27 protein-coding genes, 1 tRNA gene and 1 pseudogene are annotated in these 22,732 nt (G+C 71.0%); 11 read left to right on the forward strand and 18 right to left on the reverse strand.

Annotation, left to right across the window (positions count from 1 at the left end):
- Positions 1-349: 349 nt before the first annotated feature.
- The 4 genes from AW271_RS36790 to AW271_RS36800 are packed head-to-tail and all read right to left on the reverse strand — an operon-like array spanning position 350 to position 2,382.
- Entirely contained in the window at positions 350-781 is a 432-nt protein-coding gene (locus AW271_RS36790; RefSeq protein ID WP_157555015.1) for a hypothetical protein, read from the reverse strand.
- Positions 778-1,443: a hypothetical protein gene (locus AW271_RS36795; RefSeq protein WP_062342758.1), complete on the reverse strand. Its 666-nt coding sequence runs from the start codon at positions 1,441-1,443 to the stop codon at positions 778-780. Before AW271_RS36795 ends, AW271_RS36790 begins: the two co-directional genes overlap by 4 nt.
- A complete protein-coding gene (locus AW271_RS40425; protein ID WP_157555018.1) occupies positions 1,403-2,134 on the reverse strand; it encodes a WD40 repeat domain-containing protein in 732 nt (243 codons plus the stop codon). Before AW271_RS40425 ends, AW271_RS36795 begins: the two co-directional genes overlap by 41 nt.
- A 23-nt stretch (positions 2,135-2,157) precedes the next feature.
- A complete protein-coding gene (locus tag AW271_RS36800) occupies positions 2,158-2,382 on the reverse strand; it encodes a hypothetical protein (protein WP_062342760.1) in 225 nt (74 codons plus the stop codon).
- 255 nt (positions 2,383-2,637) lie between these two features.
- Here AW271_RS36800 and AW271_RS36805 point away from each other — a divergent pair, with 255 nt between their 5' ends.
- Positions 2,638-3,804 carry a coiled-coil domain-containing protein gene (locus AW271_RS36805; protein WP_245653381.1) on the forward strand — a complete coding sequence of 389 codons (1,167 nt, stop codon included), beginning with the start codon at positions 2,638-2,640 and terminating at the stop codon, positions 3,802-3,804.
- Positions 3,805-3,883: 79 nt separating this feature from the next.
- Here AW271_RS36805 and AW271_RS36810 read toward each other — a convergent pair whose 3' ends face one another.
- The 4 genes from AW271_RS36810 to AW271_RS36825 form a co-directional block, all read right to left on the reverse strand.
- Complete coding sequence (locus AW271_RS36810) at positions 3,884-4,378, reverse strand: hypothetical protein (RefSeq protein WP_062342762.1); 495 nt, start codon at positions 4,376-4,378, stop codon at positions 3,884-3,886.
- A gap of 298 nt (positions 4,379-4,676) precedes the next feature.
- On the reverse strand, positions 4,677-5,192 hold the full coding sequence (locus AW271_RS36815; protein ID WP_062342764.1) for a DUF1697 domain-containing protein: 516 nt from the start codon (positions 5,190-5,192) through the stop codon (positions 4,677-4,679).
- A 71-nt stretch (positions 5,193-5,263) separates the two neighbouring features.
- Positions 5,264-5,803, reverse strand: a complete 540-nt coding sequence (locus AW271_RS36820) for a DUF1062 domain-containing protein (RefSeq protein ID WP_245653382.1) — start codon at positions 5,801-5,803, stop codon at positions 5,264-5,266.
- A 241-nt stretch (positions 5,804-6,044) separates the two neighbouring features.
- The gene (locus tag AW271_RS36825) at positions 6,045-6,782 is read right to left on the reverse strand and encodes a VOC family protein (RefSeq protein ID WP_062342769.1); all 738 of its coding nucleotides are present in this window, start codon (positions 6,780-6,782) and stop codon (positions 6,045-6,047) included.
- Positions 6,783-6,815: 33 nt separating this feature from the next.
- Between AW271_RS36825 and AW271_RS36830 the strand changes: the two genes are divergently transcribed.
- The gene (locus tag AW271_RS36830) at positions 6,816-7,457 is read left to right on the forward strand and encodes a class I SAM-dependent methyltransferase (protein ID WP_062342771.1); all 642 of its coding nucleotides are present in this window, start codon (positions 6,816-6,818) and stop codon (positions 7,455-7,457) included.
- Positions 7,458-7,585: 128 nt separating this feature from the next.
- Positions 7,586-9,142, forward strand: coding sequence for a 2-trimethylaminoethylphosphonate dioxygenase (tmpA, locus tag AW271_RS36835; protein WP_062342772.1), 1,557 nt, complete (start codon positions 7,586-7,588; stop codon positions 9,140-9,142).
- Here the strand turns inward: tmpA and AW271_RS36840 are convergent.
- Entirely contained in the window at positions 9,116-9,880 is a 765-nt protein-coding gene (locus AW271_RS36840; RefSeq protein WP_062342774.1) for a GntR family transcriptional regulator, read from the reverse strand. The genes tmpA and AW271_RS36840 overlap by 27 nt on opposite strands.
- A gap of 18 nt (positions 9,881-9,898) precedes the next feature.
- Here AW271_RS36840 and AW271_RS39250 point away from each other — a divergent pair, with 18 nt between their 5' ends.
- The gene (locus tag AW271_RS39250; protein ID WP_245653383.1) at positions 9,899-10,369 is read left to right on the forward strand and encodes a DUF5946 family protein; all 471 of its coding nucleotides are present in this window, start codon (positions 9,899-9,901) and stop codon (positions 10,367-10,369) included.
- Here the strand turns inward: AW271_RS39250 and AW271_RS36850 are convergent.
- Both AW271_RS36850 and AW271_RS36855 read right to left on the reverse strand, forming a co-directional pair.
- Positions 10,353-10,949 (reverse strand): ATP-binding protein, encoded by a 597-nt coding sequence (locus AW271_RS36850; protein WP_245653384.1) that lies wholly within the window; start codon positions 10,947-10,949, stop codon positions 10,353-10,355. The genes AW271_RS39250 and AW271_RS36850 overlap by 17 nt on opposite strands.
- Before the next feature lie 52 nt (positions 10,950-11,001).
- Positions 11,002-11,448 carry a MarR family winged helix-turn-helix transcriptional regulator gene (locus AW271_RS36855; protein WP_218008274.1) on the reverse strand — a complete coding sequence of 149 codons (447 nt, stop codon included), beginning with the start codon at positions 11,446-11,448 and terminating at the stop codon, positions 11,002-11,004.
- 75 nt (positions 11,449-11,523) lie between these two features.
- On the opposite strand from AW271_RS36855, the gene AW271_RS36860 reads away from it, so the two are divergent.
- From AW271_RS36860 to AW271_RS36870, 3 genes are all read left to right on the forward strand, one after another.
- Positions 11,524-12,288: an SDR family NAD(P)-dependent oxidoreductase gene (locus AW271_RS36860; RefSeq protein WP_062342778.1), complete on the forward strand. Its 765-nt coding sequence runs from the start codon at positions 11,524-11,526 to the stop codon at positions 12,286-12,288.
- Between the two features lie 78 nt (positions 12,289-12,366).
- Positions 12,367-13,338, forward strand: coding sequence for an SPFH domain-containing protein (locus AW271_RS36865; protein ID WP_062342780.1), 972 nt, complete (start codon positions 12,367-12,369; stop codon positions 13,336-13,338).
- 17 nt (positions 13,339-13,355) lie between these two features.
- Positions 13,356-14,030, forward strand: coding sequence for a GntR family transcriptional regulator (locus AW271_RS36870; RefSeq protein ID WP_062342787.1), 675 nt, complete (start codon positions 13,356-13,358; stop codon positions 14,028-14,030).
- A 135-nt stretch (positions 14,031-14,165) separates the two neighbouring features.
- Here the strand turns inward: AW271_RS36870 and AW271_RS36875 are convergent, their stop codons facing one another.
- From AW271_RS36875 to AW271_RS36885, 3 genes are read right to left on the reverse strand one after another with little or no spacing between them, the layout of a single operon-like run.
- Positions 14,166-14,843, reverse strand: coding sequence for an NADPH-dependent F420 reductase (locus AW271_RS36875; protein ID WP_062342789.1), 678 nt, complete (start codon positions 14,841-14,843; stop codon positions 14,166-14,168).
- Positions 14,840-15,877: an LLM class flavin-dependent oxidoreductase gene (locus AW271_RS36880; RefSeq protein WP_062342791.1), complete on the reverse strand. Its 1,038-nt coding sequence runs from the start codon at positions 15,875-15,877 to the stop codon at positions 14,840-14,842. The genes AW271_RS36875 and AW271_RS36880 overlap by 4 nt, the downstream gene beginning before the upstream one ends.
- A complete protein-coding gene (locus AW271_RS36885; protein WP_218008275.1) occupies positions 15,874-16,926 on the reverse strand; it encodes an LLM class flavin-dependent oxidoreductase in 1,053 nt (350 codons plus the stop codon). The genes AW271_RS36880 and AW271_RS36885 overlap by 4 nt, the downstream gene beginning before the upstream one ends.
- A gap of 60 nt (positions 16,927-16,986) precedes the next feature.
- Here AW271_RS36885 and AW271_RS36890 point away from each other — a divergent pair, with 60 nt between their 5' ends.
- On the forward strand, positions 16,987-17,472 hold the full coding sequence (locus tag AW271_RS36890) for a MarR family winged helix-turn-helix transcriptional regulator (protein ID WP_062342795.1): 486 nt from the start codon (positions 16,987-16,989) through the stop codon (positions 17,470-17,472).
- A 247-nt stretch (positions 17,473-17,719) separates the two neighbouring features.
- On the opposite strand, the gene AW271_RS40430 is transcribed toward AW271_RS36890, so the two are convergent.
- Together AW271_RS40430 and AW271_RS36895 are read right to left on the reverse strand one after the other, a co-directional pair.
- Positions 17,720-17,787: transfer RNA gene (locus tag AW271_RS40430), tRNA-OTHER, on the reverse strand.
- A 43-nt stretch (positions 17,788-17,830) separates the two neighbouring features.
- Entirely contained in the window at positions 17,831-18,562 is a 732-nt protein-coding gene (locus tag AW271_RS36895) for a DUF7873 family protein (protein ID WP_062342867.1), read from the reverse strand.
- A 237-nt stretch (positions 18,563-18,799) separates the two neighbouring features.
- On the opposite strand from AW271_RS36895, the gene AW271_RS36900 reads away from it, so the two are divergent.
- Positions 18,800-20,020, forward strand: a complete 1,221-nt coding sequence (locus AW271_RS36900) for a cytochrome P450 (RefSeq protein ID WP_062342796.1) — start codon at positions 18,800-18,802, stop codon at positions 20,018-20,020.
- Positions 20,017-20,703, forward strand: a pseudogene (locus AW271_RS42720) (enoyl-CoA hydratase/isomerase family protein); the annotation flags it as partial. The gene AW271_RS36900 and the pseudogene AW271_RS42720, both read left to right, overlap by 4 nt.
- Positions 20,704-20,724: 21 nt before the next feature.
- Here AW271_RS42720 and AW271_RS36905 read toward each other — a convergent pair.
- Positions 20,725-21,546 (reverse strand): alpha/beta fold hydrolase, encoded by an 822-nt coding sequence (locus AW271_RS36905; RefSeq protein ID WP_062342798.1) that lies wholly within the window; start codon positions 21,544-21,546, stop codon positions 20,725-20,727.
- Positions 21,547-21,578: 32 nt separating this feature from the next.
- Complete coding sequence (locus AW271_RS36910) at positions 21,579-21,977, reverse strand: MarR family transcriptional regulator (RefSeq protein WP_218008276.1); 399 nt, start codon at positions 21,975-21,977, stop codon at positions 21,579-21,581.
- Positions 21,978-22,056: 79 nt separating this feature from the next.
- Here AW271_RS36910 and AW271_RS36915 point away from each other — a divergent pair, with 79 nt between their 5' ends.
- Complete coding sequence (locus tag AW271_RS36915) at positions 22,057-22,731, forward strand: NAD(P)-dependent oxidoreductase (RefSeq protein ID WP_062342802.1); 675 nt, start codon at positions 22,057-22,059, stop codon at positions 22,729-22,731.
- The last annotated feature ends 1 nt before the right edge of the window (position 22,732 follow it).

A 22,732-nucleotide genomic window follows, 5' to 3' on the forward strand; every position in this document is an offset into this window, starting at 1 on the left:
CCCGCCTGTCAGTTCAATTGAGCTCGGGCCGGCCCGGTAGACCATGATCATGCCGCGAGCTGGGAGAACGCCGTTCCGCCCTGGAGCGCATCCGCTGCGAAGGGCCGCCGGACGGGCAGCCTCTCGTTTCCGGCACATACGCGACGATGTCTCCGGGGGCCACACCCGGGAGGTGAACAGCCTTCGGACGGCGCTCATGACCTGGCAGGGACTGCCTGCCACCCTGGACCGACGGCCCGCCGTGTCGAGGACTAAGACGGTCGTGGACACAGACCAATCGCTTTCACGATCTGTGTACCAAGTCGATGCGCTGGGGTCGGATTCCTTCGCGTAGAGGGTGAGACGGGACCTAATCAGTACGAGAGCGCTCACGGGTGAAAGTCGAGCATCGCAATCCCGACGTCGTGGCGACGCCGAGGCAGTCGTGCACGATTCCGATATCGGTGATCCTCGCCCCGACATGAATGGCACCCCAGACTTCTCCAGTGGCGAGGTTGGAGAACCGTACGAGACCTCCCTCGTCACCGGAGATCAGCGTCAGCTCACCCTTCAGCCGGAGAGTCTCACAGGCGGTCACCGGCACCAGATGGCCGGGCTCCACCCGCGTCATCTCCTCACCATGATTGCGGAAGTCGATCATCCCGATGTGCTTGCAGCCCGCCTCAATGTAGAAGAGCAATCCCTCCGCTGAGGTGGCCAGCTTGAGAGGCCAGCCGCCCTCCCCGGTCGCATAGTCCTCAATGAGCTCACCGGTGTGCGCGTCGAGCAGGAATATCCTCATCGCCCCCATCCCGCCGGCAAAATCGCGTCACGATCATTGGCCTTGGCCCACGCCAGCGTCACCACGCTGCTCCCCTCCGGGAGGGGGATCTCCCGTACCTCTCGCGCGTTCATGTCGGAGACGAAGATCGAGCCGGACATCAGCCCGCCCATGGCGATGAGCCCGTCACCGTTCGCGTCGAACGCTGTGATACCGGCGACGCCGCGGAGGGTGATCTCGAAGTCCTCCACCGGTCGGCCCGAACTCAACTCGAAGGCGAACAACCGGCCGTCATCGGCTTTGGTTCCATAAGGCAGGACGATGTTGCTGCTGACGATATTCGCGCAATCCGCCACCGCCACCGCGCGGTCACCGTACCCAGTCGTCGCGGACTCCAACCCGGTGACATATCGGCGCTGACCGGTGTCACGCGGCTGCTCCCTGTTTCCTGGGAATGGCTCCCATAGACACACCTGGCCCACCCGGTTGACGTACACGACGAAGCCGGTCCCCTCGATCTCCGCCGCTGCGAGGGACTCCACTCCCTCTCCGTGATCAAGGCGCAGTTCGTTGACGATCGAGCCGTCGGCCAGTGAGTGCACGCGGATCGTGGACGAGGAGGCGACGGCGACTGCTCCGGCTTCATCGCCACGACCGGCCAATACGGCGACCGCGACCGCCACACCTGTTTGGGCTGGTATGTCGCAGAGTTTTCGCTCCGGTGCGCAGATCGTGTGCGTGCACTCGGATTCCGCATGCCGACGCGATGACATGACGTCCGCCGGAGCGCTTGACGTCCAAGACCACAGGGCGGGTGATTCGGCCTTCGATCGCACTGCCGGGCGGCGAGGCGGATGTGGGTATCGACATAACGCGGGTGACCCAGTCATCCGCGGCCGGGGTGCCGTAGCAGCCCCGCACCGCCGCGACGCCAGGCAGTCCGTCAGCGGGCTCCGCGTCGACGGCATTCCAGGCGGCCACCACGCTCTGGTCGTCGGCCGAGACGACGACCGACTCGCCATCCACGTCTGCGACCGCCAGCCCGCTCAGTGGATGTGCGTGGGCATCGTGGTTGTCGGACAGCACCGTGCCGGTAGCCAGATCGACCAATGCGACGGTGTGATTCCTGCGCCCGATCGCCGCGACCCGCCGCCCGTCGAACAGCCCGCAGGCGAATGCGGTGATCTCCCCGGCGGCCGGCAGTCGCAGTTCGCGTACCAGCCGCCCGGAGACGTCGTGCAGGTGAAGCACGCCGTTGTCCTTGCCTAGGGAGACGAAGGTCGGGTGCCCGTCCAGTTCCGTGCAGGCCACCAGTCGAATCCCGTTGCCGGGCACGCCGATGACGCGCTTCGCCGGCCCTTTGCTCCAGCGCACCCATCGAGGCGACCACCAGGTCGTCAGGCCAGTTCCGCGATCTCTTCGGCTATGGCGTCCGCGCCTGTCTGCCGCGCGATGAGCGCGAAATGAGCGGCTCGATCGGATAACGCCGCGTCGCGGACCGCATAAATGCCGCGGATGAGAATCTCGGTCAACTGCCGGGCACGTGTGGAGTCCGAACGACCGAGCGCCCTGAGCATACGGTTCAGGTCAGTCACCATGATCAGGCTCACATCGTCGAGCACGGTGTCCAGCCCGCCGCAGGCCGCGCCGTGTGTGGCGGCATGACGGCCAGCGTAGTCATCCTCCTACAGCCAGGTCCCCCGAGCCCGGTGCGCGGCGACGATGTGGTCGTGGATCCTCTGATGCCAGGTCGCCGCGTCCATGTAGCTTCCAACATAACGAGGATTATGTTGGAAGATCATCTACACCTCCGACACAACGGATCTCTATTTCTGATTTTCTGTTTCCAGAAAATCAGAAATGCTAGGGTGATCTTCGTGACGTGCAAGCACTGCGGCAGGCCCTTGGAAGTACGCCAAGGACGGGGCCGCCCGAAGGAGTACTGTCCCGAGAGCGACTGCCAGGCCGCCGCCAAAAAATCCCGGGAGCTGCGCCGTTCCACCCCTGGCCTGGACGGCTCCCTGGCCCGCGCCGAAGAGCTCTACGAGCGCATGGAAAAAGGACTGGCCGCAGCCATAGCCCCCCTGGCCCAAGTGCTGGCCGACGAACTGTCGCCGGCAGGCGTCGAAGCCCGCCTCAGCGCCGTGCAAGCCGAGGCCCACACCCGCGTTGCCGTCGCCCGGGCCGAGCGGGAACAGGCCTTCGAGCAGGTACGCCTGGCCCAGGCCGCCACCGAAGACGCGCGCAGGAACGCCCAGCAGGCCGAGCAGCGCGCCGAAGAAGCGGCCGCCGAGCGGGACAACGCGTTCACCGACGCCGAAAACGCCCGGGAGCAGGCGCTGGCCGCGCTCCGCGAGGCGGCGGCGACCGAGCGGGTCGCCAAGCAGGCCGCCGACGAGGCTCGCCGGCGTACAGAACAGGCCGAGGCGCGGCGCGATCACGCCGAAGCCGAGACGCAGGAGGCGCGGGCGGCCGCCACGGAGGCCGAGAAGAAGGCCCGGCGCGCGGAGGCCAAGGCGGCCGCGGCGCAGCGGGACGTTCTGGAGGCGCGCAAAGACGTGGCCACCGCCGAGAAGGCGACCGCCGCGGCGACCGCGCGGGCCGACGCGGCCGAGGCCGAGCGTGACCGGGCCGTCACGCGGGCGGAGGCCGCCGATCAGGCGCGGGCCGATGCCGCCGCGAGTGCGGCCGAGGCCAAGGCGGAGGTGTCCCGGGTCACCGGGTTGCTGGCCACGTCAGAGCAGGCCATGGCCGCAGCTCATAAGGAGCGCGACGTGTTGGCCGCGGATCTGAGCACCAGCCGGGCCGAGGCGGCCGTGCTCAGGACATCGGGGGAGGCGGCCCAGGCCGAGGTGACCCGGCTTCGTGCCGAGCACGCGGCTGTTCAGGAAAGCGTCGCCACGTTGCGCGCCGAACTCGCCCTTGAGCGGGCTCGGCTGGGTGACCTGCGGTCGGAGCTGGAGTCGGCTCGTACAGAGGCGGCCGTGCTCAGGGAGCGGGCGGTCGCGGCCGAGCTCAGGTCCGCGCCTGCCGCCGATGGTTGAGGTCGAATGTAGGGCACGCAGGAGGTCTGGGCGGCGGCCACACCGCTGACAAGATCCGCGCCGCACCAGGAGCCCGCTGTCAGTTGCGCATGGTGAACGTCAGGATGGTGCGGTCGTCAGGTTGCCCGTCGGCGTCGTTCTGCACGCGGATCTGCCTGGTGGCGGCCTGCCCTGGCCAGAGCAGGAACGTGCCGATGCTCCCCTTGCCCTTCAGCCAGGGAGTGTCCGCGCTGTCACCCTCGAAGAACCAGACGACGATGTTGTCGACGGTCAGGATGCCCGAGGCGGCCCACTGGAGCCGGTAGTAGATCTCCGTGCGGATCTCTCCACCGCACTTCGCCCAGGCCTTGAAGCTCCTGGCCGGCCCGCCGATGCGGCCGGTTTTGCTGAGCGGGAGGGTGTAGCGGCAGCGCTCGTTCTTGCCGAAGTTCTCGTAGTCCATCATGTCGAACGTGATGGTGCCGGTCGCGGTCCGATCAGCCAGGGCGGACGCCTGGGCGGCAGGTGCGGCGAGGGCCAGGGAAAGGGCTCCGGCGGTGGCGCCGAGGCCGAGAAAACGGACGATGCGGTTCACCGGAATCTCCTTGGTGAGGACGATGCTGTCCGCAGTAAAAGCCGGTCTGCTTTCAACGCGCCTTCACGACACCTGTCTGACCGATGCAAGACCCCGCCGCAGAGCAGGAGCGTGGTGACGGCCAGGGCGGGGACATGCTCCACGCCCTGAGAGCACATTTCCTCGCCCCAGACGCCCCGGGCGGCGGCACCCCGTGGTGGCTGTTGCCCGATCCGCCCGCGCAAGCACCTTCGGTTCCCACTCTCGCGGGGCAACCTGTGGCGGAATACTCCGTACCGCCGGTCCGTGACCGTTCCCGTCAGGTGAGGTTGGTGACGGTCCGCCAGTTGCGCATGGTCGCCGGGGTCCTGAGACGGCGTCCGACGGCGGGCGGCAGTTTCGCCCGGCCGGTGCCGTTGGGCAGGTGGAAGTAGATGTCGCGGCCCGCCGTCCACAATTCTTCCGGGGCGAACGAGCCGGCGTCGAACCCGTCGAGCCAGCCGGGCGCGGGCGCCTCGCGCAGGAAGAGCACCGACACCTTGGTCGGGTCGCTCACCTCGACGGGGCAGCCGTCGACCAGGGCCCGCATCTGGTCCGTGGTCCGCAGGATGACCTCCGTCGTCAGGCCGAGCCGGGCGGTGAGCGCCTCCTCGAGGTCGTGGGCGACCTTCTCGGCCACGGGTTCGGCGGTGGAGAAGACGACGTTGCCGCTCTGCAGATAGGTCCGGACGTCGTCGTGCCCCAGGCCCGCGCAGACCGCGCGCAGGTCGGGCATGGCGATCTTCTTGTGGCTGCCGAGGTTCACGGCGCGCAACAGGGCCACGTATCGGGTCACACGTCTCATGCTGGCAGCTCATCGGGTGATGCAGGGGGCGGCCCGGTCAGCGGACCGCCCCCGGACCACCGCTAGTCTCCGGCCAGCACGGTGAAGGAGAACGCACGGCTCGTCGTACGACGCAGCGAAACCTCGCATTTGACCCGCCGCACCACCTCGCCCCGGCTCAGGCCGAGCCCGTGGGCGATGAGGCGATCCGGCCGGACCGGCGCCGGGTCGTCGAAGCTCACCTCCACCCGCACCGGCCAGTCACCGTCGAGCGGGACCGGGGGGCCGAGGAGCCGCCACGCCCCCGCCCAGTCGAGGCCGAACCCGTTCCGGTGCGCGAAGAGAGGGTTGAGCAGCGTCTCGGCCACCAGGCCGGGGTCGTTGTCCCGATATCCGCGCAGCGCCACCGCGTCCACCTCCCGCACCGGCACCCGCTCGTGGACGGTCAGCTTGTTCGTCCGGTCGCAGCGGACGCACCGCACGAGCAGCCACACGTCGAGCAGTTTCCCGTTGGCGTTGACCCGGAACCGGCCCTCCCCGGTGGTCGCTGACGCCGTCCCGCAGTCGACGCAGCGCAGTGACAGCAGTGGCAGCCGGGTCCGGCGGACGGTCCAGGGCAGCACGATATGAGGTTGTGAAGACATGATCTCTCTGGATCTGACACGAGGCCGATTACGCGCGGCCTCAAACGCCGTTTCAGCCGGGGGCAGCCCGGCGGAGCCGACGGCGAAGGGTCGGCTGACGGTGCGCGGAAGTACGTGTCAGATCTGGAAAGCAGGCGGGGTCACGCGGTCGTCCTCTGTCTTCACGGCGGGGGGCCGCAGGCAACCTACGGCCCCGCGAACAAGGAGGACAAACGGTTTTCTACATCGGGGTCAGCACGCAGAACTCGTTGCCCTCGGGGTCGGCGAAGACCGTCCACGGCACGTCGACCTGCCCGATGTTGATGTCGACGGCCCCGAGGGCGCGGATGCGGGCCGCCTCGGCGGCCTGCTCCTCGCCCGGGTAGGGCCGCAGGTCGAGGTGGACGCGGTTCTTCACCGTCTTCGCGTCGGGGGTGCGGATGAACTCCAGGTAGGGGCCGACGCCCTTGGCCGAGCGCAGCCGGGCGTGGTCGTCGGTCACCTCGTGGAGGGTCCAGTCGATGGCGGCGTCCCAGAACCGGGCCATGGCGCGCGGGTCGGCGCAGTCGACGACCACGGCGGCCACCGGGCCCGTGTCGCGGTAGATCTCGCGGGGTTCGAGCACGCAGAACTCGTTGCCCTCGGGGTCGGCGAGCACCGTCCACGGCACCTCGCCCTGGCCGATGTCGATGGACGTCGCGCCGAGACTGCGGAGGCGGGCGACCAGGTCGGCGTGGTGGGCCGCCGAGGTGGTGGCGAGGTCGAGGTGGACGCGGTTCTTGACCGTCTTGGGGTTCGGGTCGTGCACGACGTCGATGCACACGGCCGTCGGGTCGGGGTAGGCGAAGCGCTCGGGTTCGAGGTTGGTCACGCCGGGGCCCTCGCTGGACAGGCCCCATCCGAGGGCCTGCGCCCAGAAGCGGCCGACCGCTTCGTCGTCGGTGGCTTTCATGTGGATCTGTACCAGCCTCGTCGCCATGCGGACGATCTTATGCGTGGGTCTAATGGACTCATGCCGAAGCTCTTCGCCCGAATGTGGCCGCGTCTGCGGCAGACCATGGACCGCCGTGGCATGACCGAGCACCGCCGCGCGCTGCTCGCCGGACTGTCCGGCCAGGTGGTGGAGGTCGGAGCCGGGGACGGCGCGAACTTCGCGCACTATCCGCCCACCGTGACGCGGGTGCTGGCGGTGGAGCCGGAGGCCCTGCTGCGGCGGCACGCCGCGACGTCTGCCGCCGCCGCGCCGGTGCCCGTCGAGGTGAGCGCGGGCACGGCGGGGCGGTTGCCCGCACTCGACGCGAGCGTCGACGCCGTGGTGTTCTGCCTGGTGCTCTGCTCGATCCCCGACGTCGGCCAGGCGCTCGCCGAGGCGCGGCGGGTGCTCAGGCCGGGGGGTGAGCTGCGGTTCCTGGAACACGGGAGGGCCGATTCCGCTGGTCTTGTACGCATGCAGCGCGCCCTCGACGCCACGATCTGGCCGCCGCTGGCGGGCGGGTGCCACACCGGGCGTGACACCGTCGCGTCGCTGGAACGCAGCGGGTTCACGGTCACCGGAGTGCACCGCTACAACTTCCCGCCGGTCCGCACCCCGTGGTCGTTCCACGCGCGCGGGACCGCGACCGTCAGCCCGACAGGCCCTTCACCGTCGTCGTGAGGCCGCCGGCCGGCACCACGCGCTTCAGCCTCACGAACCGGGCCCGCGCCGCTCGACGGGATTTCACCTTCCGGACATCTCGGCCCGCAAAGTTGGCTATACAACTTGGCGAACCGACGAGGACGATCATGCTGGACAACCCGATGTGGCTGCGGGACAACTGCCCATGCCCCGACTGCCGCGACCCGCACAGCGGGCAGAAGTTCTTCCAGATCACCGACCTGCCCGACGACCTGGCCGTCGGCACGGTGGTCGAGCGCCCGGACGAGGTGGAGGTGACCTGGCTCCCCGACGGCCACCGGTCGGTCTACCGCCGCGACTGGCTGACCGCCCCGGCCCCGGTCGACCACCGCAGCGAAGCCGGCAAGCGCCTGTGGGCCGCCGCCGACCTGGCCCACGCACCGGAAGCCGATTGGCACGCCTACCTGTCCGTGCCCGGCGAACGCGTGCGGGTGCTGGAGGCCGTGCAGCGGCTCGGGTTCGCCCTGCTGCGCGGGGTGCCCGTCGAGGAGGGCCGGGTGCTGGAGGTCGCGCGGTCGTTCGGGTACGTCCGGGAGACCAACTACGGGCAGTTGTTCGACGTCCGGGTGGAGCCCGCGCCCGGCAACCTGGCCTTCACCTCGCGGGCCATCGCCCCACACACCGACAACCCCTACCGCGACCCCGTGCCGACCATCCAGTTGCTGCACTGTCTCGCCAACGCGGCCGAGGGCGGCGACTCGGGGCTCGTCGACGGCTTCCACGCCGCCGCGCTGCTGCGCGCGGAGGACCCGGAGGCGTTCGCGGTGCTGACCCGGACCCCGGTCCCGTTCGTCTACCGCGACGCGCAGACCGAGCTGACCGCGTTCCGGCCGCTCATCGACGTCGACCCCCTCGGGCACGTGCGGGAGGTGCGGTTCAACAACCGCTCGTTCGGCACGCTGCGCTCACCGGGCGCGTTCTACAACGCCTACCGCGCCTTCGCGAAGCTGCTCGCGCGCCCCGAACTGATGTTGACGTTCCGCCTGGGACCGGGCGACTGCCTCATCTTCGACAACACCCGGCTCCTGCACGCCCGCACCGCCTTCGAGCAGAGCGGCGCCCGGCACCTGCAGGGCGCGTACGCCGACCTCGACGGCCTGGCCAGCACGCTGGCGGTGCTGCGCCGGACCGCGGCGCTGGACGAGCTCGAAGCGCTGTTCACCGGCCCCGGGACGGGCGACTACCTGGGCGAACCGGTCACCATGGCCGAGCACATGCTCCAGGCCGCCGCGCTCGCCGAGGCGTCCGGAGCGCCCGCGCACCTGGTCGCGGCGGCGCTGCTGCACGACCTCGGTCACCTCGAAGGGGGAGCCGAGCTCATGTCGGGCGTCGACAACCGCCACAGCCACACCGGGGCCGAGGTGCTGGGCCGCTGGTTCGGGCCGGAGGTGACCGAGCCGGTCCGGCTGCACGTCGCCGCCAAGCGCTACCTGTGCGCGGTCGAACCCGGCTACCGGGCCCGGCTCTCGGAGGCGTCGGAGTTCACCCTCCAGGTGCAGGGCGGCCCGATGAGCCAGGAGGAGGCGGCCGTGTTCGCGGCGCTGCCGGGCGCGGCCGACGCGGTGGCGGTGCGGCGCTGGGACGACGAGGCGAAGGTCGCGGGCGCGCCGACCCCCGGATTCGGCCACTACCGCCCGCTACTGGCCCGGCTGCTGCGCCGCTGACGGCAGGCGCGACAACGTGGAGGTCGCGATCGAGTTGTGCACGGTGAAGGCCACCGTCCCGGGCAGGTAGCGGTCTTCTGACCACTCCACCGGCTGCCCGGCCGGGTCGGTGGTGCGGCGGCGTTCGCGCAGCAGCGCGGCCCCCTCGGGACAGCCGAGAAGCCGGGCGTCGTCGGGGTCGGCGAAGGCCAGGTCGATGGTGTGCTCGGCGTCGGCGAAGACGATGCCGTGGTCGAGCAGCCGTTCGGTGTAGGAGACGGTGTCGGGGGGCAGCGCGGCCACGATGCGGCCGACCCGCGACGGGTAGCAGGTGCGCTCGATCATCACGGGGCGTCCCGACAGGGTGCGCACCCGCAGGGCGGCGTACACCTGCGCGCCGGGGCGCAGCCGCAGGCGGGTCTGTTCCTCGTCGTCGGCGGGGCGGACGGTCAGCGATTCGAGCACCCCGCCCGGCTCCTCGCCGATCGAGCGGGCCCAGTTGGTGAAGCTCAGCAGTTCGGCGAAGCTCTGCACCGGCGCGGCGCCGAGCACGACCCGCCGGGTGCCGCGCCGCGAGGTGACCACGCCCCCGGCCCGCAGCAGGGCCAGCGCCTGCCGGATCGTGCCCCGGGAGACGCCGTAGTGCTCGGCCAGCGCCGACTCGGCCGGCAACCGCCCGTCGGCTCCGTAGGCCCCGCCCGCGACGGCGTCGCGGAGGTCGGCCGCCACCCGGCGGTAGAGCACGTCACGGTCGTCCACCCACCTATGATCCAGGGCATGACGGACCGATGTGACTGCGGGGCGGCCGCCGGGCCGCTCGGCCGGTGCGCCGACTACTACTACGCGATCCTCGCCGAGGAGCAGGCCGACCCGGGCATGTACCGCTGGCACAACCCCGTCGTCTGCTGCTACCTGCTGCAACACCCGGCCGAGGGTCATCAGAACCACTTCGACGTCCAGTTCCGCTGGTTGCAGCTGCTGCTCGACCAGGGGGTCGAGGCGGTGGTGCGGGTGGCGGCCTACCAGGTCTCGCGCAACCGGCACGGCTCGCGCCGGGGCTATGACATGACGCCGCTGGAGAAGTACGCGCCGCTGCCGCCGGGCGAGCCGGCGACCGGTTTCGCCGCCTCGTTCAGCGCGCTGCCCGTGGTCGGCGGCAGTTTCGTGTTCGACGGCGTCGAGGCCTACGGGCGGCGCGTCGAGGCCGTCGCCGCGGCGACCGTCGAGCGGCTCAGCGCTCGAACCTGACCTCTTTGAGCCGGTCGGCCCCGGCCCGGGTCACCACGTGGGCCGTGAGGGCGGGCGCGGGGTCTCCGTTCTGTACGCGGCCAAGAAGCCGCCCCCACCTGCGGATGTGCCGGCCGAAGGCGGCCTTGGGCACCACCCGCCCCCGGGTCTGCTGCCCGGCCATCGCCAGGTCGGGCGGGGTGTCGAGCATCAGCAGGTGCAGCCGGGTGCCGCGCCGGACGGCCAGCCAGGCCAGCACGTACAGGACGAAGACGCCGCAGCCCCGGTTGTGGGCGATCACCGGGCCGGTGCGCATGGCCCGGGAGATGCGGGACATGTGGGTGACCCAGGTGATCGCGGTGCGCACCGGTTTGGGCGCCCATGGGATGCGGCCCCGCCAGTGGAGCCGCGACTGGTAGCTGTCGATGACCGTCAGGCCGCCCCGGGCGACGGGCCGGGTCTCCTCGCCGGTGAGGGCGTAGAGGCGGCGCAGCAGCGTGGTCTTCCCGGCGCCCGGCAGGCCGGTCAGGATCACCAATGATCCCGGCGGATAACGCAGTGTGTCGGCCGTCCTGCCGGCGGCCGGTACCCCCAGGGTCAAGCTGTCCCCTCCCGTTGTCCTTCATGATGGCGAAGAAATCGCGGGGATGGGCTCAGTCGGTCAGGGCGACGTTCTGGATGGCGCGGGCCAGCCGGGCGACGTCGATGCCGTCGAGGTGGTCGAGCAGGTGCCGCCGCAGGCTGGCGAGGTTGGTCGGCCAGGCGCGTTCGAGGCGGGCCAGGCCGGCGTCGGTGATGACGGCGTTCCAGCCGCGCGCGTCGTGGTCGCTCCTGACCCGTTCGATCAGGCCCTGCTTCTCCAGCACGCCCGCGATGCGGGTCATCCCGCTCAGCGACAACTCGCAGGCGGTGGCCAGCTCGCCCATCCGCATCCGCCGTCCGGGGGCCTCGGCCAGGCGCATCAGGGCGGTCCACTCGGTCAGCGGGAGTTGCTGGTCGCGCACCATGTCGGCGTCGATGGCCCGGGGGAGGGCGTACATGAGCCGGGGCAGGGCGCGGACCAGGGCGTCCTCGTCGGGGGTGAGCGGTCGTGTGGTCACCACCACATGGTAGTTGCTTCACGAAAGAAGTAATGTACTTTTTTGACGAAGCAACTATTACTCGGGGAGGCTCCGATGGGATCACTGGACGGAAAGGTCGTGCTGATCACCGGCACCGCCGGCGGGCAGGGACGCGTCGCGGCGCTGGCCTTCGCCCGCGAGGGCGCGCAGGTGGTCGGTTGTGACATCCAGGTCGCCGCCAACGACGAGACGGTGGAGCTGGTGCGCCGGGCGGGCGGGGAGATGACGGGCGTCGCGCCGATCGACCTGACCGACCCCGGCCAGGCGCGCCGGGTCGTCGAGGAGGCGGTCGCCGCCTACGGCGGGCTCGACGTCGTCTACAACAACGCGGCCCTGCCGCGGTTCGGGCCGCTGCCCGGCTTCTCGGTGGACGACTGGCACACGACCATCGCGGGCGAGCTCGACATCCCCTTCTTCGTGTCGAAGTTCGCCTGGCCGCATCTGGTCGAGCGCGGCGGCGGGGTCATCGTCAACGTCGCGTCCATGGCCGCGACCATCGCCGGAGCGGTGCCGCCGATGGTCGCGCACGCCGCCGCGAACGCCGGGGTCGTCGGCATGACCCGCCAGCTCGCGCTCGAAGGGGCCCCGCACGGGATCCGGGCGGTGGCCGTCAGCCCGGGGCCGGTGCTGACCCCGGCCAGCGAGCGGGATCTGGGCGACGACCAGGCGGCGCGGGCGGCGATCACCGCCAAGACGCTGCTCAAGCGGTTCGCCCGGCCGGAGGAGATCGTCGAGCTGGTGGTCTTCCTCGCCTCCGACCGGGCGGCCTACATCACCGGGGCCAACTACATGGTGGACGGGGGCGCGACCGCCTGGTGACGCGCCTCCCCCCGGCCACACAAAGGATCTTTGAACTTTCCTCTTATCAAATTGTTCAACAATCCTTACATTGAACGTATGGCCAAAACCTTGATCGGTGTCTTAGCCGTCGCCCTGACCGGGCTCACGCTGATCACGTACGCGACCGGATTCACCCAAACGGACGCGGGAGTCGTCACCGTCATTCGCGACGGTGGCCCCTTTGACGAGAGCGGCATTCGTCAGATCCTCAACCCGGCCACCGGACCCACCTGGACCGGGTTCATGTCCACCGCCCACGCCTATCCTTCGCAGCAGCGCATCTACACGATCACCTCCGACCCGAAACGGGCCACCACGCTCGGCGTCGACGAGGTGGTGGTGCCGAGCGGCGACGGCGTGAACGTGGGCGTGGAGGGCACGTTCTACTTCTCGCTCAACCTCGACCACGAGACCCTCAAGGCCTTCGACGACCGCTACGGAACCCGCACCTACATCGGCGACGGCGATGACATGCTCTACGCCTGGGACGGCGACGAGGGCTGGAGCGCCTTCTTCAGCCAGGCGGTCAGGCCGGTCATCTACAACACCCTGCGGGTGCAGATCGGGGCCATGCGCTGCGAGGAACTGGTGCCCACCTGCGCCTTCCTCAACGGCGCCGACCTCCCCGAGCCGAGCGCGGGGCTGGCCAACCTCGCCAAGGTGCAGTCGGGGGTCAACGCCAGCCTGGAGCGCGAGATCCAGGCGATGCTGGGCGGGCCCTACCTGACCGGGTTCCGATTCAACCTGGTCCGGATCACCCTGCCGGACGAGGTCCAGCAGAGCATCACCAGCGCCCAGGGCGCGCAGGCCGACATCCGCCAGGCCGAGGCCAGAGCCGAGCAGGCCAAGATCGACGGCCGCGCCCTGGTGACCGGCGCCGAGGCCGAGGCCGAGGCCAACCGCGCCCGCCAGAAGGGCTATGAGGCCTGCCCGGCCTGCGTGGAGATCGACAAGATCGGGGCGCTGCCCGACGGCATCACCGTCTACGCCCCAGGCAATCCCCAGGGCGTGGACGCCGGCGGCAAGTAGATGATTGTCTGCCAACCGTGAGTGAACCAGGCCCCTCCGACGCCTACGGGGAGACCCGCCCGTTCCGGGTCCGCAGCAGCACGGCCGAATGGGCGGCGGCGATCCTGCGGCAGCGCGTCACCGAGGGCGGCCTGGCCCCAGGCAGCCGCCTGGCCGAAGACGAACTGACCGCCGAGCTGGAGGTCTCCCGCAACACCCTGCGGGAGGCCTTCAGCCTCCTCGGTCACGAGCGGCTCCTGGAGCACCGGCTCAACCGGGGCGTCTACGTGCGGGTCCTGTCACCGGCCGACGTCGCCGACATCTACCGGGTCAGGCGGATGATCGAGGGCGCGGCCGTCCGCCGCGCGGATCGGGATCCGGCGGCCCTGGCCGCCCTGCGGGAGGTGGTCGCCGAGGCCGACAAGGCCGCCGCCGAGGGCCGGTGGTCCGACGTCGGCACCGCCGACCTGCGCTTCCACCTGGTCATCGCCTCCCTCAACGGCAGCGAGCGGGTGAACATGATGATGGCCCAGCTCCTGGCCGAACTCCGGCTGGTGTTCCACACCATGGATCCGCACGCCCTGCACGCGCCCTTCCTGCCGCTCAACCGCGAACTGCTGACGCTCCTCGACGCGGGTCGCGGCCCCGACGCCGAGGCCCTGCTCTCGGCCTGTCTCGACCAGGCCGAACGCGTGCTGCTGGCCACCTACTGACCGTGCCGGCGCGCGCCGGGAGCGCGGGGCCGGCGCCGGAGACGGCGCAGCACCGGAGACGGCGGGCGGGGCCGGGGTGGGCGGAGCCGTAACGGAGAGAAGGGAACAGGCGGGTGATCACGCGCCTGTTCCTCGCTACACCGCCTGGTGACGGGCGCGGCCGCGCTCCGAGTGCGGGAAGCGGGCCAGCATCGCGCGCAGTTCGGCGGCCTCGACGTTGGCGCCGAACGGCTCGGTGCCCGGCTCCATCCGCACGCCCTCGGCGAGCGGCCCGGCGACGACCGGGTCGAAGCCGAGGGCGTCCACGATCCCGGCGACGGCCGCCACGTCGGCGGGGTCGTCGCCGGCGACGGCGATGGCCCGGCGGCCGGGCGCGCCCGGGGGCAGCGCGCCGTCCTCCAGGTCGTGGTAGCCCATGTGGTTGAACGCCTTGACCACCCGCGCGCCGGCCAGGAACTCCTGGACGATCTCGCTGGTGGTCGTGCGGGGGTCGGTCAGGTCGTCGCGCCCGCCGTCGACCTCCCACCAGTAGTTCATCGCGTCGATCACGAGCTTGCCGTCGAGCGCCTCCGCCGGGACGTCGCGGTGCTTGCCGAGCGGCAACGCCAGGATCGTCACGTCGGCCTGCGACGCCGCCTCGCGCGCGGTCACCACGGTCGCGCCGGGGGTGAGCACCTCGACGATCAGGGCGATCTTGGCCGGGTCGCCGGAGCCCGCGATGAGCACGCGGTATCCGGCCGCCAGCGCCAGCCGGGCCAGGACGGTGCCGACCTTGCCCGCGCCGAGGATCCCCAGCGTGTGGACGGGGCTCATGAGCGCTCGCCCAGGATGTCGCGGACCATCGGGATGACCTTGCCGCCGAACAGCTCCACGGCCTTGGTCCGGGCCCCGACCGGCTGCGGGCCGACGCTGTAGATGAGGTCGAACCGGGCCACGCCGAGGGCGTCGACCGCTCGAGCGATCTTGCGGGCGACCGTCTCGGGCGAGCCGATGTAGAGGGAGCCGTGGGCGATCTCGGCGTCGTACTCCGAGCGGCTGATCGGCGGCCAGCCCCGGGTGGCGCCGATCCGGTCGCGCATGATCTTGTAGCCGGGCCAGAAGCCCTCGCGCGCCTCCTCGTCGGTGTCGGCGACGAAGCCGGGCGAGTGCATGCCGACCGGGTGGGCGGTGGTGCCGAACTGCTCGGCGGCCCGCCGGTAGAGGTCGATGTAGGGCGCGAAGCGGTCGGGCGCGCCGCCGATGATGGCCAGCATCAGCGGCAGGTCGTAGTGGGCGGTGCGGACGACCGACTGGGGCGAGCCGCCGACGCCGACCCACGTCGACAGGCGGCCCGACTCGGTCTTGGGGTAGACGTCGGCCTCGTCGAGCGGGGCGCGGACGGTGCCGTTCCAGGTGACGGGTTTCTCGTCGAGGAGCCGCACGAACAGCTCGATCTTCTCCTCGAACAGTTTGTCGTAGTCGGCCAGGTCGTAGCCGAACAGCGGGAACGACTCGGTGAAGGAGCCGCGTCCGAGGATCACCTCGGCCCGGCCGTTCGACAACGCGTCGACGGTCGCGAAGCGCTGGAACACCCGGACGGGGTCGTCGGAGCTCAGCACGGTCACGCCGGAGGCCAGGCGGATGCGCGAGGTGCGGGTGGCGATGCCGGCCAGCACGGTCTCGGGCGAGGAGATCGAGTATTCGGGCCGGTGGTGCTCGCCCAGGGCGATCACGTCGACGCCGAGCTCGTCGGCGATCACCGCCTCGTCGAGGACCTGGCGGATGGCGGCGGCGTGGGACAGCGGGGCGCCGGAGTCGTCCGCCGGCACGTCGCCGAAGGTGTCCAGGCCGAAGGTGATGTCGGTCATGCGCTTCTTCTTTTCGGGGAGGAGAGGAGTTCGCGGACACGGGGGGCGACCTCGCGGCCGAGCAGCTCGATCGTGCGCGCTCGGGCGTCGCGGGGGAGACGCATGATGTCGTACTTGAGGTCGAAGCGGCTGAGCCGCAGCTCACGGGCGGTTCTGGCGATCTTCTGGGCGACGGTCTCGGGGGAGCCGACGTACAGGGCGCCCTGGTCGAGTTCGGCTTCGAAGCGGTCGCGGGTGGGGGCGTAGAAGCCGCGTTCGGCCGCCAGCGCGGCCACGACCGGCTGCCAGTACTCCCACCAGGTCTCGCGGGCCTCCTCGTCGGTGTCGGCGACCAGGCCGAGCGAGTGCTGCCCGATCGGCAGCTCCGGGTGGCCCGCGCGGCGCAGCGCGGTCAGGTAGAGGTCGACGTTGCCGGCGAAGCGCCGGGGCTTGCCGCCGATGATCGCCATCATGAGCGGCAGGCCGTAGCGGGCGGCGCGGAGCACCGAGTTGGGGCTGCCGCCGACGCCGATCCAGGTGGGGATGCCTCCGGGGCGCATGCGGGGGCGGGGGGCGTACCGGATCAGCGGGGTTCTGACGGTGCCCGACCAGGTCACCTCCTCCTCGCGTTCGAGCCGGAGGAACAGGTCGAGCTTCTCCTCGAACAATCGCTCGTAGTCGGCCAGGTCGTAGCCGAACAGGGGGAACGACTCGGTGGCCGAGGCGCGGCCGAGCACGATGCGGGCCCGGCCGTCCGACACCGCGTCGAGGGTGGCGAACTCGTGGTGGAGCCGCACCGGGTCGTTGGTGCTCAGCACGGTCACCGAGGTGCCGAGCGCGATGCGGCCGGTGGCCGTGGCGATGGCGGCCAGCAGCACCGGCGTGGCCGAGTCGGTGTGGCCCTGGCGGTAGTGCTCGCCCAGGCTGAACACGTCGAGCCCGGACGCCTCGGCGAGCCGGGCCTCCTCGACGATCAGCCGCACGGTCTCGGCGTCGGACATCGTCCGCCCGCCGTCCGTGGCGACCTCGCCGAAGGAGTTCAGCCCCAGTTCGAACATGTCGTGCCTCAACGTCATATGATCGGAAATGATTGACGTGTCAATTATATTCCCGATGGGGAGGAGACCACGTTGTCGCAGCGCAGGGGCCGGTTCCCCACCCGGGAGGAACTGCGGATCTGGCGGGATTTCATCGAGACCACCGACGCGTTGCGGGCCGCGATGGCGGCCCGGCTGCAGAACGACTCGGGGTTGTCGACGGGCGACTACAGCGTCCTGCTCGCCTTGAGCGAGGCGCCGAACGGGCGGCTTCGCTCCTCGGAGCTGGCGGCGACGATCGGCTGGGAGCGCAGCCGCCTGTCGCACCACCTGGGGCGTATGGACAAGCGGGGGCTGATCCGGCGGGAGAACTGCACCGGCGACAACCGGGGCGCGGAGGCCGTGCTGACCGAGGAGGGCGCGGCGGCCTTCCACCGGGCGACCGTGCCGCACCTGCGCGCCATCCGCGAACTGTTCGTCGACGGGCTCACCCCGGCGCAGGTCGCCGCGGCGGGCAAGCTGGCGGCGGCGCTGCGGGAACACCTCGGAAACGGCGGTGGCCCCCAGGAAATACCCTGAATCCCGGGGGCCGTTACGCCGCCACATCGCGGCGCCGGAGCCTTTGAAGGCCACGGATCACGGTCATGTCGTCCGCTCTTCCGTTGAGCTACGGGCGCAGGGAGAGCACCCGGTGGGATTCGAACCCCCAACCTGACGACTTTCGTCCGTGACCGGTCGCTCCGGCGACCGGCGGCAATGCTGAGTCTGGAGCGAGAGCCTGAGTTTTAACGGCTGCCTCTACCGGCTGGGCTACCCCCGCGTGGAGTGCAGGGGGCAGGATTCGAACCTGCGCTGTCACCGTCGTTCAGTCGTGATGCTTCAGTTTCAGCTTGCGCTCATCGCGCTCCCCATCCCTTCCGGGCGGGGGTCTGTGGGGTCACCCGAGCAGGTAACCGAACAGCGCCTCACCGATCCGCTGGTCGGTGATCTCGGTGCCGTTGGCCTCCTCGCGGGCGAACTTCACCGCCTCCTGCAGCTTGGTCAGCCGGGTCAGCAGCTCGTTGACGCGCCGCTGGGGCAGCGCGCCGGAGAAGGCGACGCGCGTCCAGTAGCCGACGACGACGTCCTCGGTGAACACCTGGACCTGCGCCGGGTGCTTCTCGGTGGCCTCGGCGAGCACGTGGTTGCGCGGCACCTTCTTGGTCCGCGTGGTGCGGACCGGCTCGGTGCGCCAGGTGTCGGTGTTGCCGTCGAGCGACCAGGTCTCCGACGGGTCGAGCGTGGGCAGCCGGGAGATGAGGGCGTGCAGGTCGGTGAGCTGCTTCTCCAGGAACAGCAGGTAGGTCACCGGCACGTCGCGCACCAGGGTCGTGCCGTCGACGACGACGTCGGCCTTGGCCGCGCAGTTGGCGACGTCCTTGGTCGCGGTGACGTCGAACAGCCGGGTCAGGGTGACCGTGACGTCGCGCAGCACCTGTTCGGCCTGCACCTGCACGCGGGTCGACTCGGGCGGCAGTTGCTCGCCCTCGTCGTCGATCGGCTGGTAGGTGCGGGAGATGCCGGACAGCAGCGGCGCCTTCTGGATCAGCGTGTTGGCGTCCGTCACCTTGCGCTGGACGTCGGCCTTGACGCCTTTCTCGACGGCCAGGATCTGGTTGAGCTTGGTCACGATCATGACGGTAGCGGGTGATGCGAGGTGACTTCAGCTGATTTGTTCAAGCTCCCGTCCTCCGCGTCGTCTGCCACCGGCCCGCCGGTTCCAGCCGGTCACCGGTACTCCCGGATCAGGCCCGAAGGATAGATCCGATCAACGTTCGCCAGGTCTTGATCAAGGTCGCGGTCGTCACCGACGACGTACTTGATGATTCAACCGCTAGGGGAAGCGGCGCGGACGGACGGGTGGACGATGACGACGGCAGGAGAGGTCGGCCGGCTGCTCGTGCGGCTGCGGTCGGGCCAGGGCAGGCAGGATCCCTATCCGGTCTACGAGCGGCTGCGCGCGATGGGGCCGGCCGTGGCCTCCCCGCTGGGCGCGCTGCTGGTGACCGACTACGCCTCCTGTGCCGAGATCGCCGGGTCGCCTTCGTGGCGGATGCCCGATCCGGAGTGGAAGGACCGGTGGGTGCCCCGGTGGCGGGACTATCCGATGGTGGGCGTGGTCTCCGAGGCGCTCATGCAGCTGAACCCGCCCGAGCACGGCGACCAGCGGGCGCTGGTGCTGCGCCACCTGTCCGCCCGGACGGTGCGTGACCTGCGGCCGGTGATCGAGGCGCACGCGGCGGCGGCGGTCGACCGGCTGGCCGGCCGCCTGGCGGAGTGGGGCCGCGCCGACTACGCCGAGCTGGTCGCCGACGCGGTGCCCTTGCAGGTGCTGTGCGACCTGCTCGGCGACCCGTTCTGCGACCCCGCGACGCTGGGCAAGCTGGCCGGCGACAGCCAGCTCATGCTGGAGATCTCCCCGGGCCGACACGAGCTGCGGGAGCTGGAGGAGCAGACCCGCCGCCTGTACGACCACTGCCTGGCCATGGTGGACGAGACGCGGCGGCGACCCCGGCCGGGGCTGCTGGCGGCGCTGCTGGAGACGGTCGGTGTCGACCAGCGGCACTGGCTCGCGATCCAGGCCCAGACGATGATCATCGCCGGGTGGAAGACCACCAGCTCGATGCTGAACTCGATGGTCCTGGCCCTGACCGCGCACCCCGGCCAGGCCCGGCAACTGGCGGAAGACCCCGGCCTCGGGCCCCAGGCGGTCGCCGAGGTGCTGCGCTGGGACCCGCCGGTGCAGATCCTGGTGCGCGTGGCCGGGCCCGGCGCCACCCTGCACGAGCGGCCGGTCGCCGAAGGGCAGGCGGTCTACCTGATGGTGGGGGCCGCGCACCGCGACCCCGGCGAGGCCGGCGACCCGGCCCGCTTCGACGTCACCCGGACCTCCGCGCGCCGGTCGCTGGCCTTCGGGCTCGGCCCGCACTACTGCCTGGGGTCGCGGCTGGCGCAGACCGAGGCCGAGGCCGTGCTCCCGCTGTTGCTGCGGCGTTTCGGCACCCGGCTGGCGCTGGCCGCGCCGCCGGTCAGGCCGCGCGGCCTGGCCTTCCGCGACGTCACCGCGCTGGAGGTGACCCTCACGTGAGCGTCACGGTCGAACGCGACGGGAGCGTCGGCCACGTGCGGCTGCGCTGCGCGCCCCCGCACCACACGATCACCCTGCGCATGCTGCGCGAGCTCCTCGACGCCTACGAGAGCCTCGAATCTGCCGCGGTGATCGTGTTGTCGGGGGAGGGGCCGGTCTTCTGCCAGGGCGGCGACGTGGCCGAGTTGCTCGCCCTGGCCGGGGGCGGGATCGAGGAGGTCCGCCGCGCGGCCGACCTCGGGCACCGGGTGTGCCGCGCGATCTCCGGCAGCCCGGCCGTCACCGTCGCGCGGCTGCACGGCACGGTGGCGGGCACGGGCCTGTGCCTGGCCGCCCACTGCGACCTGCGCGTCAGCAGCGACACCGCCACCTACCGGCTGCCCGAGCTGGCGCTGGGCGTGCCGCCCGTGTGGGGCGGCACCGCGGCGCGGCTCGCCATGGACATCGGGGTGTCCCGGCTGCGTCACCTGGTGCTGACCTGCGAGGCCCTCGACGCCGCCACCGCGCTCCGGTACGGCCTGCTGCACCAGGTCGTCCCGGAGGATCGGCTCGCCCGGGCGGCCGACGTCCTGGCCCGCAAGCTCGCCCGCCGCGACCCCGGCGGGGTGCGTGTCGCCAAGGCGATGTTGCGGGCCATGGAGAACGGCTACCGCCAGGGCGACCTCACCCAGCTCGACAGCGAACTGTTCGCCCATGGGCTGGTCTCAGCCCAGGAACGCCGCGACCGTCGCGGTCTGACCGGTGACCAGGTGCCCGACTCCGGGCAGCAGCCGGACGTCGGCCTTGGGGACGTGGGCGCGCACGCGCCGGGCCGTCTCGGGCCCGTTGATGAGCGCGTCCTTGTCGCCGGCGAGGACCAGTAGCGGCATCGTCAGGCCGGCGAGCTCGGCGTCGGTGTAGATGGGCAGGTCGGACCGGCGGGGCTTGAAGTCGCGGTTGATCCGGTCGAAGAACTCCCCGAACCAGCCGGTGTCGCTCAGGTCGGCGCCGAGGATGAGTTTCTGCGAGCGCCTGCGCTGCCCGATCGCCAGCAGCAGCAGGGCCAGCAGCAGGATGCCGCGCCTGACCTTGCCGATGCCGCCGGGGCAGATCAGCACGAGCCGCTCGACGCGCCGGGGCTCGCGGACCGCCAGGCCGGTGGCGATCCAGCCGCCCAGCGACAACCCGACGACGGTGGCCGACTCGATGCCGAGGCCGGTCATGACCTCGCCGAGCCAGGCGGGGTAGTCGCCGATCGGCGGCCGGTTGGGGGCCGACAGGCCGGGCTCGCCGGGGATGTCGATCGCGTAGACGCGGTGGTGCCGCGACCAGGCGGCGATGTCGCCGTACCAGCTGAGGGAGTTGGCCATCGCGCCGTGGACCAGGATCACGGGCGGCGCGTTGGCCGGGCCGGAGGCCAGGGCGAAGGTGTCGCCGAGCGTGGTCGCGACGGTCAGCCGCTCGGCCGGGACGGGCCAGGTGTCCAGCAGCTCCGCATAGCGGTCCAGGAGGGCGCGCCCGGCGTCGGGGGAAGTGTAGATGTCCATGTACGCACCCTATCACTCCCTTTCATAGGGAGTCATAGGGAATTTTTCGCCTCGGTAGCGGCATCGGTGACCTTGGTGACGAAGTCGAGGAGGAGGGCGCGCTCCTCGGGGGTGTAACCGGCGCAGATGCCGTCGAGGGCGCGGGTCATGCCGGCGTACAGGGAGACGATCTCGGGGACCCGGTCGGGGAGCGGGCGGATGAGCACCGCGCGCCGGTCGCGGGCATCGCGTTCGCGGGCGATCCAGCCGCCCTTCTCCAGCCGGTCGAGCACCCCGGTCATCGTCGCCGGGTGGAGCCCGGTCACCTTGGCCAGCGCCGAGGGCGTCATGGGCGCGTGGCGCGAGATCAGGTAGAGGCAGTCACGGTCGACCGGGCGCAGGTCGAGCCGCCCGCCCACCTGCTGGTTGAGCAGCGACACCTGGGCGGTCAACGCGCGCAGCGCATCCTGGATAGAAGATACTGAAACCATATAATACGACTCTCATACTATTCGTGTTTCGGAGGATTCCGTGAAGATCACGATATTCGGCGCCACCGGCGGCGTCGGCAGTGAATGCATCAGATCTGCCCTGGCGGCCGGCCACGAGGTCACCGCGGTCGTGCGCGACGCCGCCCGCCTGTCGCTGGACCCCCACCACGTCATGGTCGCCGACCTGCGCATCGCCCCCGACGCCAAGGAGCTCGTCCTCGCCTGCGAGGACGCCGACGCGGTGATCTCCTGCGTCGGCCCGCGCTCGCCCCAGCACGACCGCGGCGTCGTGACGGCCGCCACCCGCGTGATCGTGGCGGCCATGCACGCCGCCCACGCCCGCCGGATCATCATCGTCAGCGCCGCCCCCGTCTCGACCATCCCCACCCCGGGCAACCCCGACGCCCCCAGGCACGACCCGGGCGAGGGACCGTTCGCCCGCTACGTGCTGACCCCGATCGTCAAACGGGCCCTTCCTTCTGTGTACGCCGACCTGTCGGCCGCCGAGGACGTGCTGCGCGAGAGCGGCCTCGACTGGACGGCCGTGCGCCCGCCCCGCCTGACCGACAAGCCCGGCACCGGCCGCTACCGCACCGCCCCCGACCGCAATCTGCGCGGCGGCCTGTCGATCCCGCGCGCCGACCTGGCCGCGGCGATGCTCGCCATGGTCGACCAGCCCTCGACCGTCGGCCACGCCATGGGCGTGGCAACCTGAG

It is taken from the genome of Herbidospora sakaeratensis, assembly GCF_001570525.1.
GTDB lineage: Bacteria > Actinomycetota > Actinomycetes > Streptosporangiales > Streptosporangiaceae > Herbidospora > Herbidospora sakaeratensis.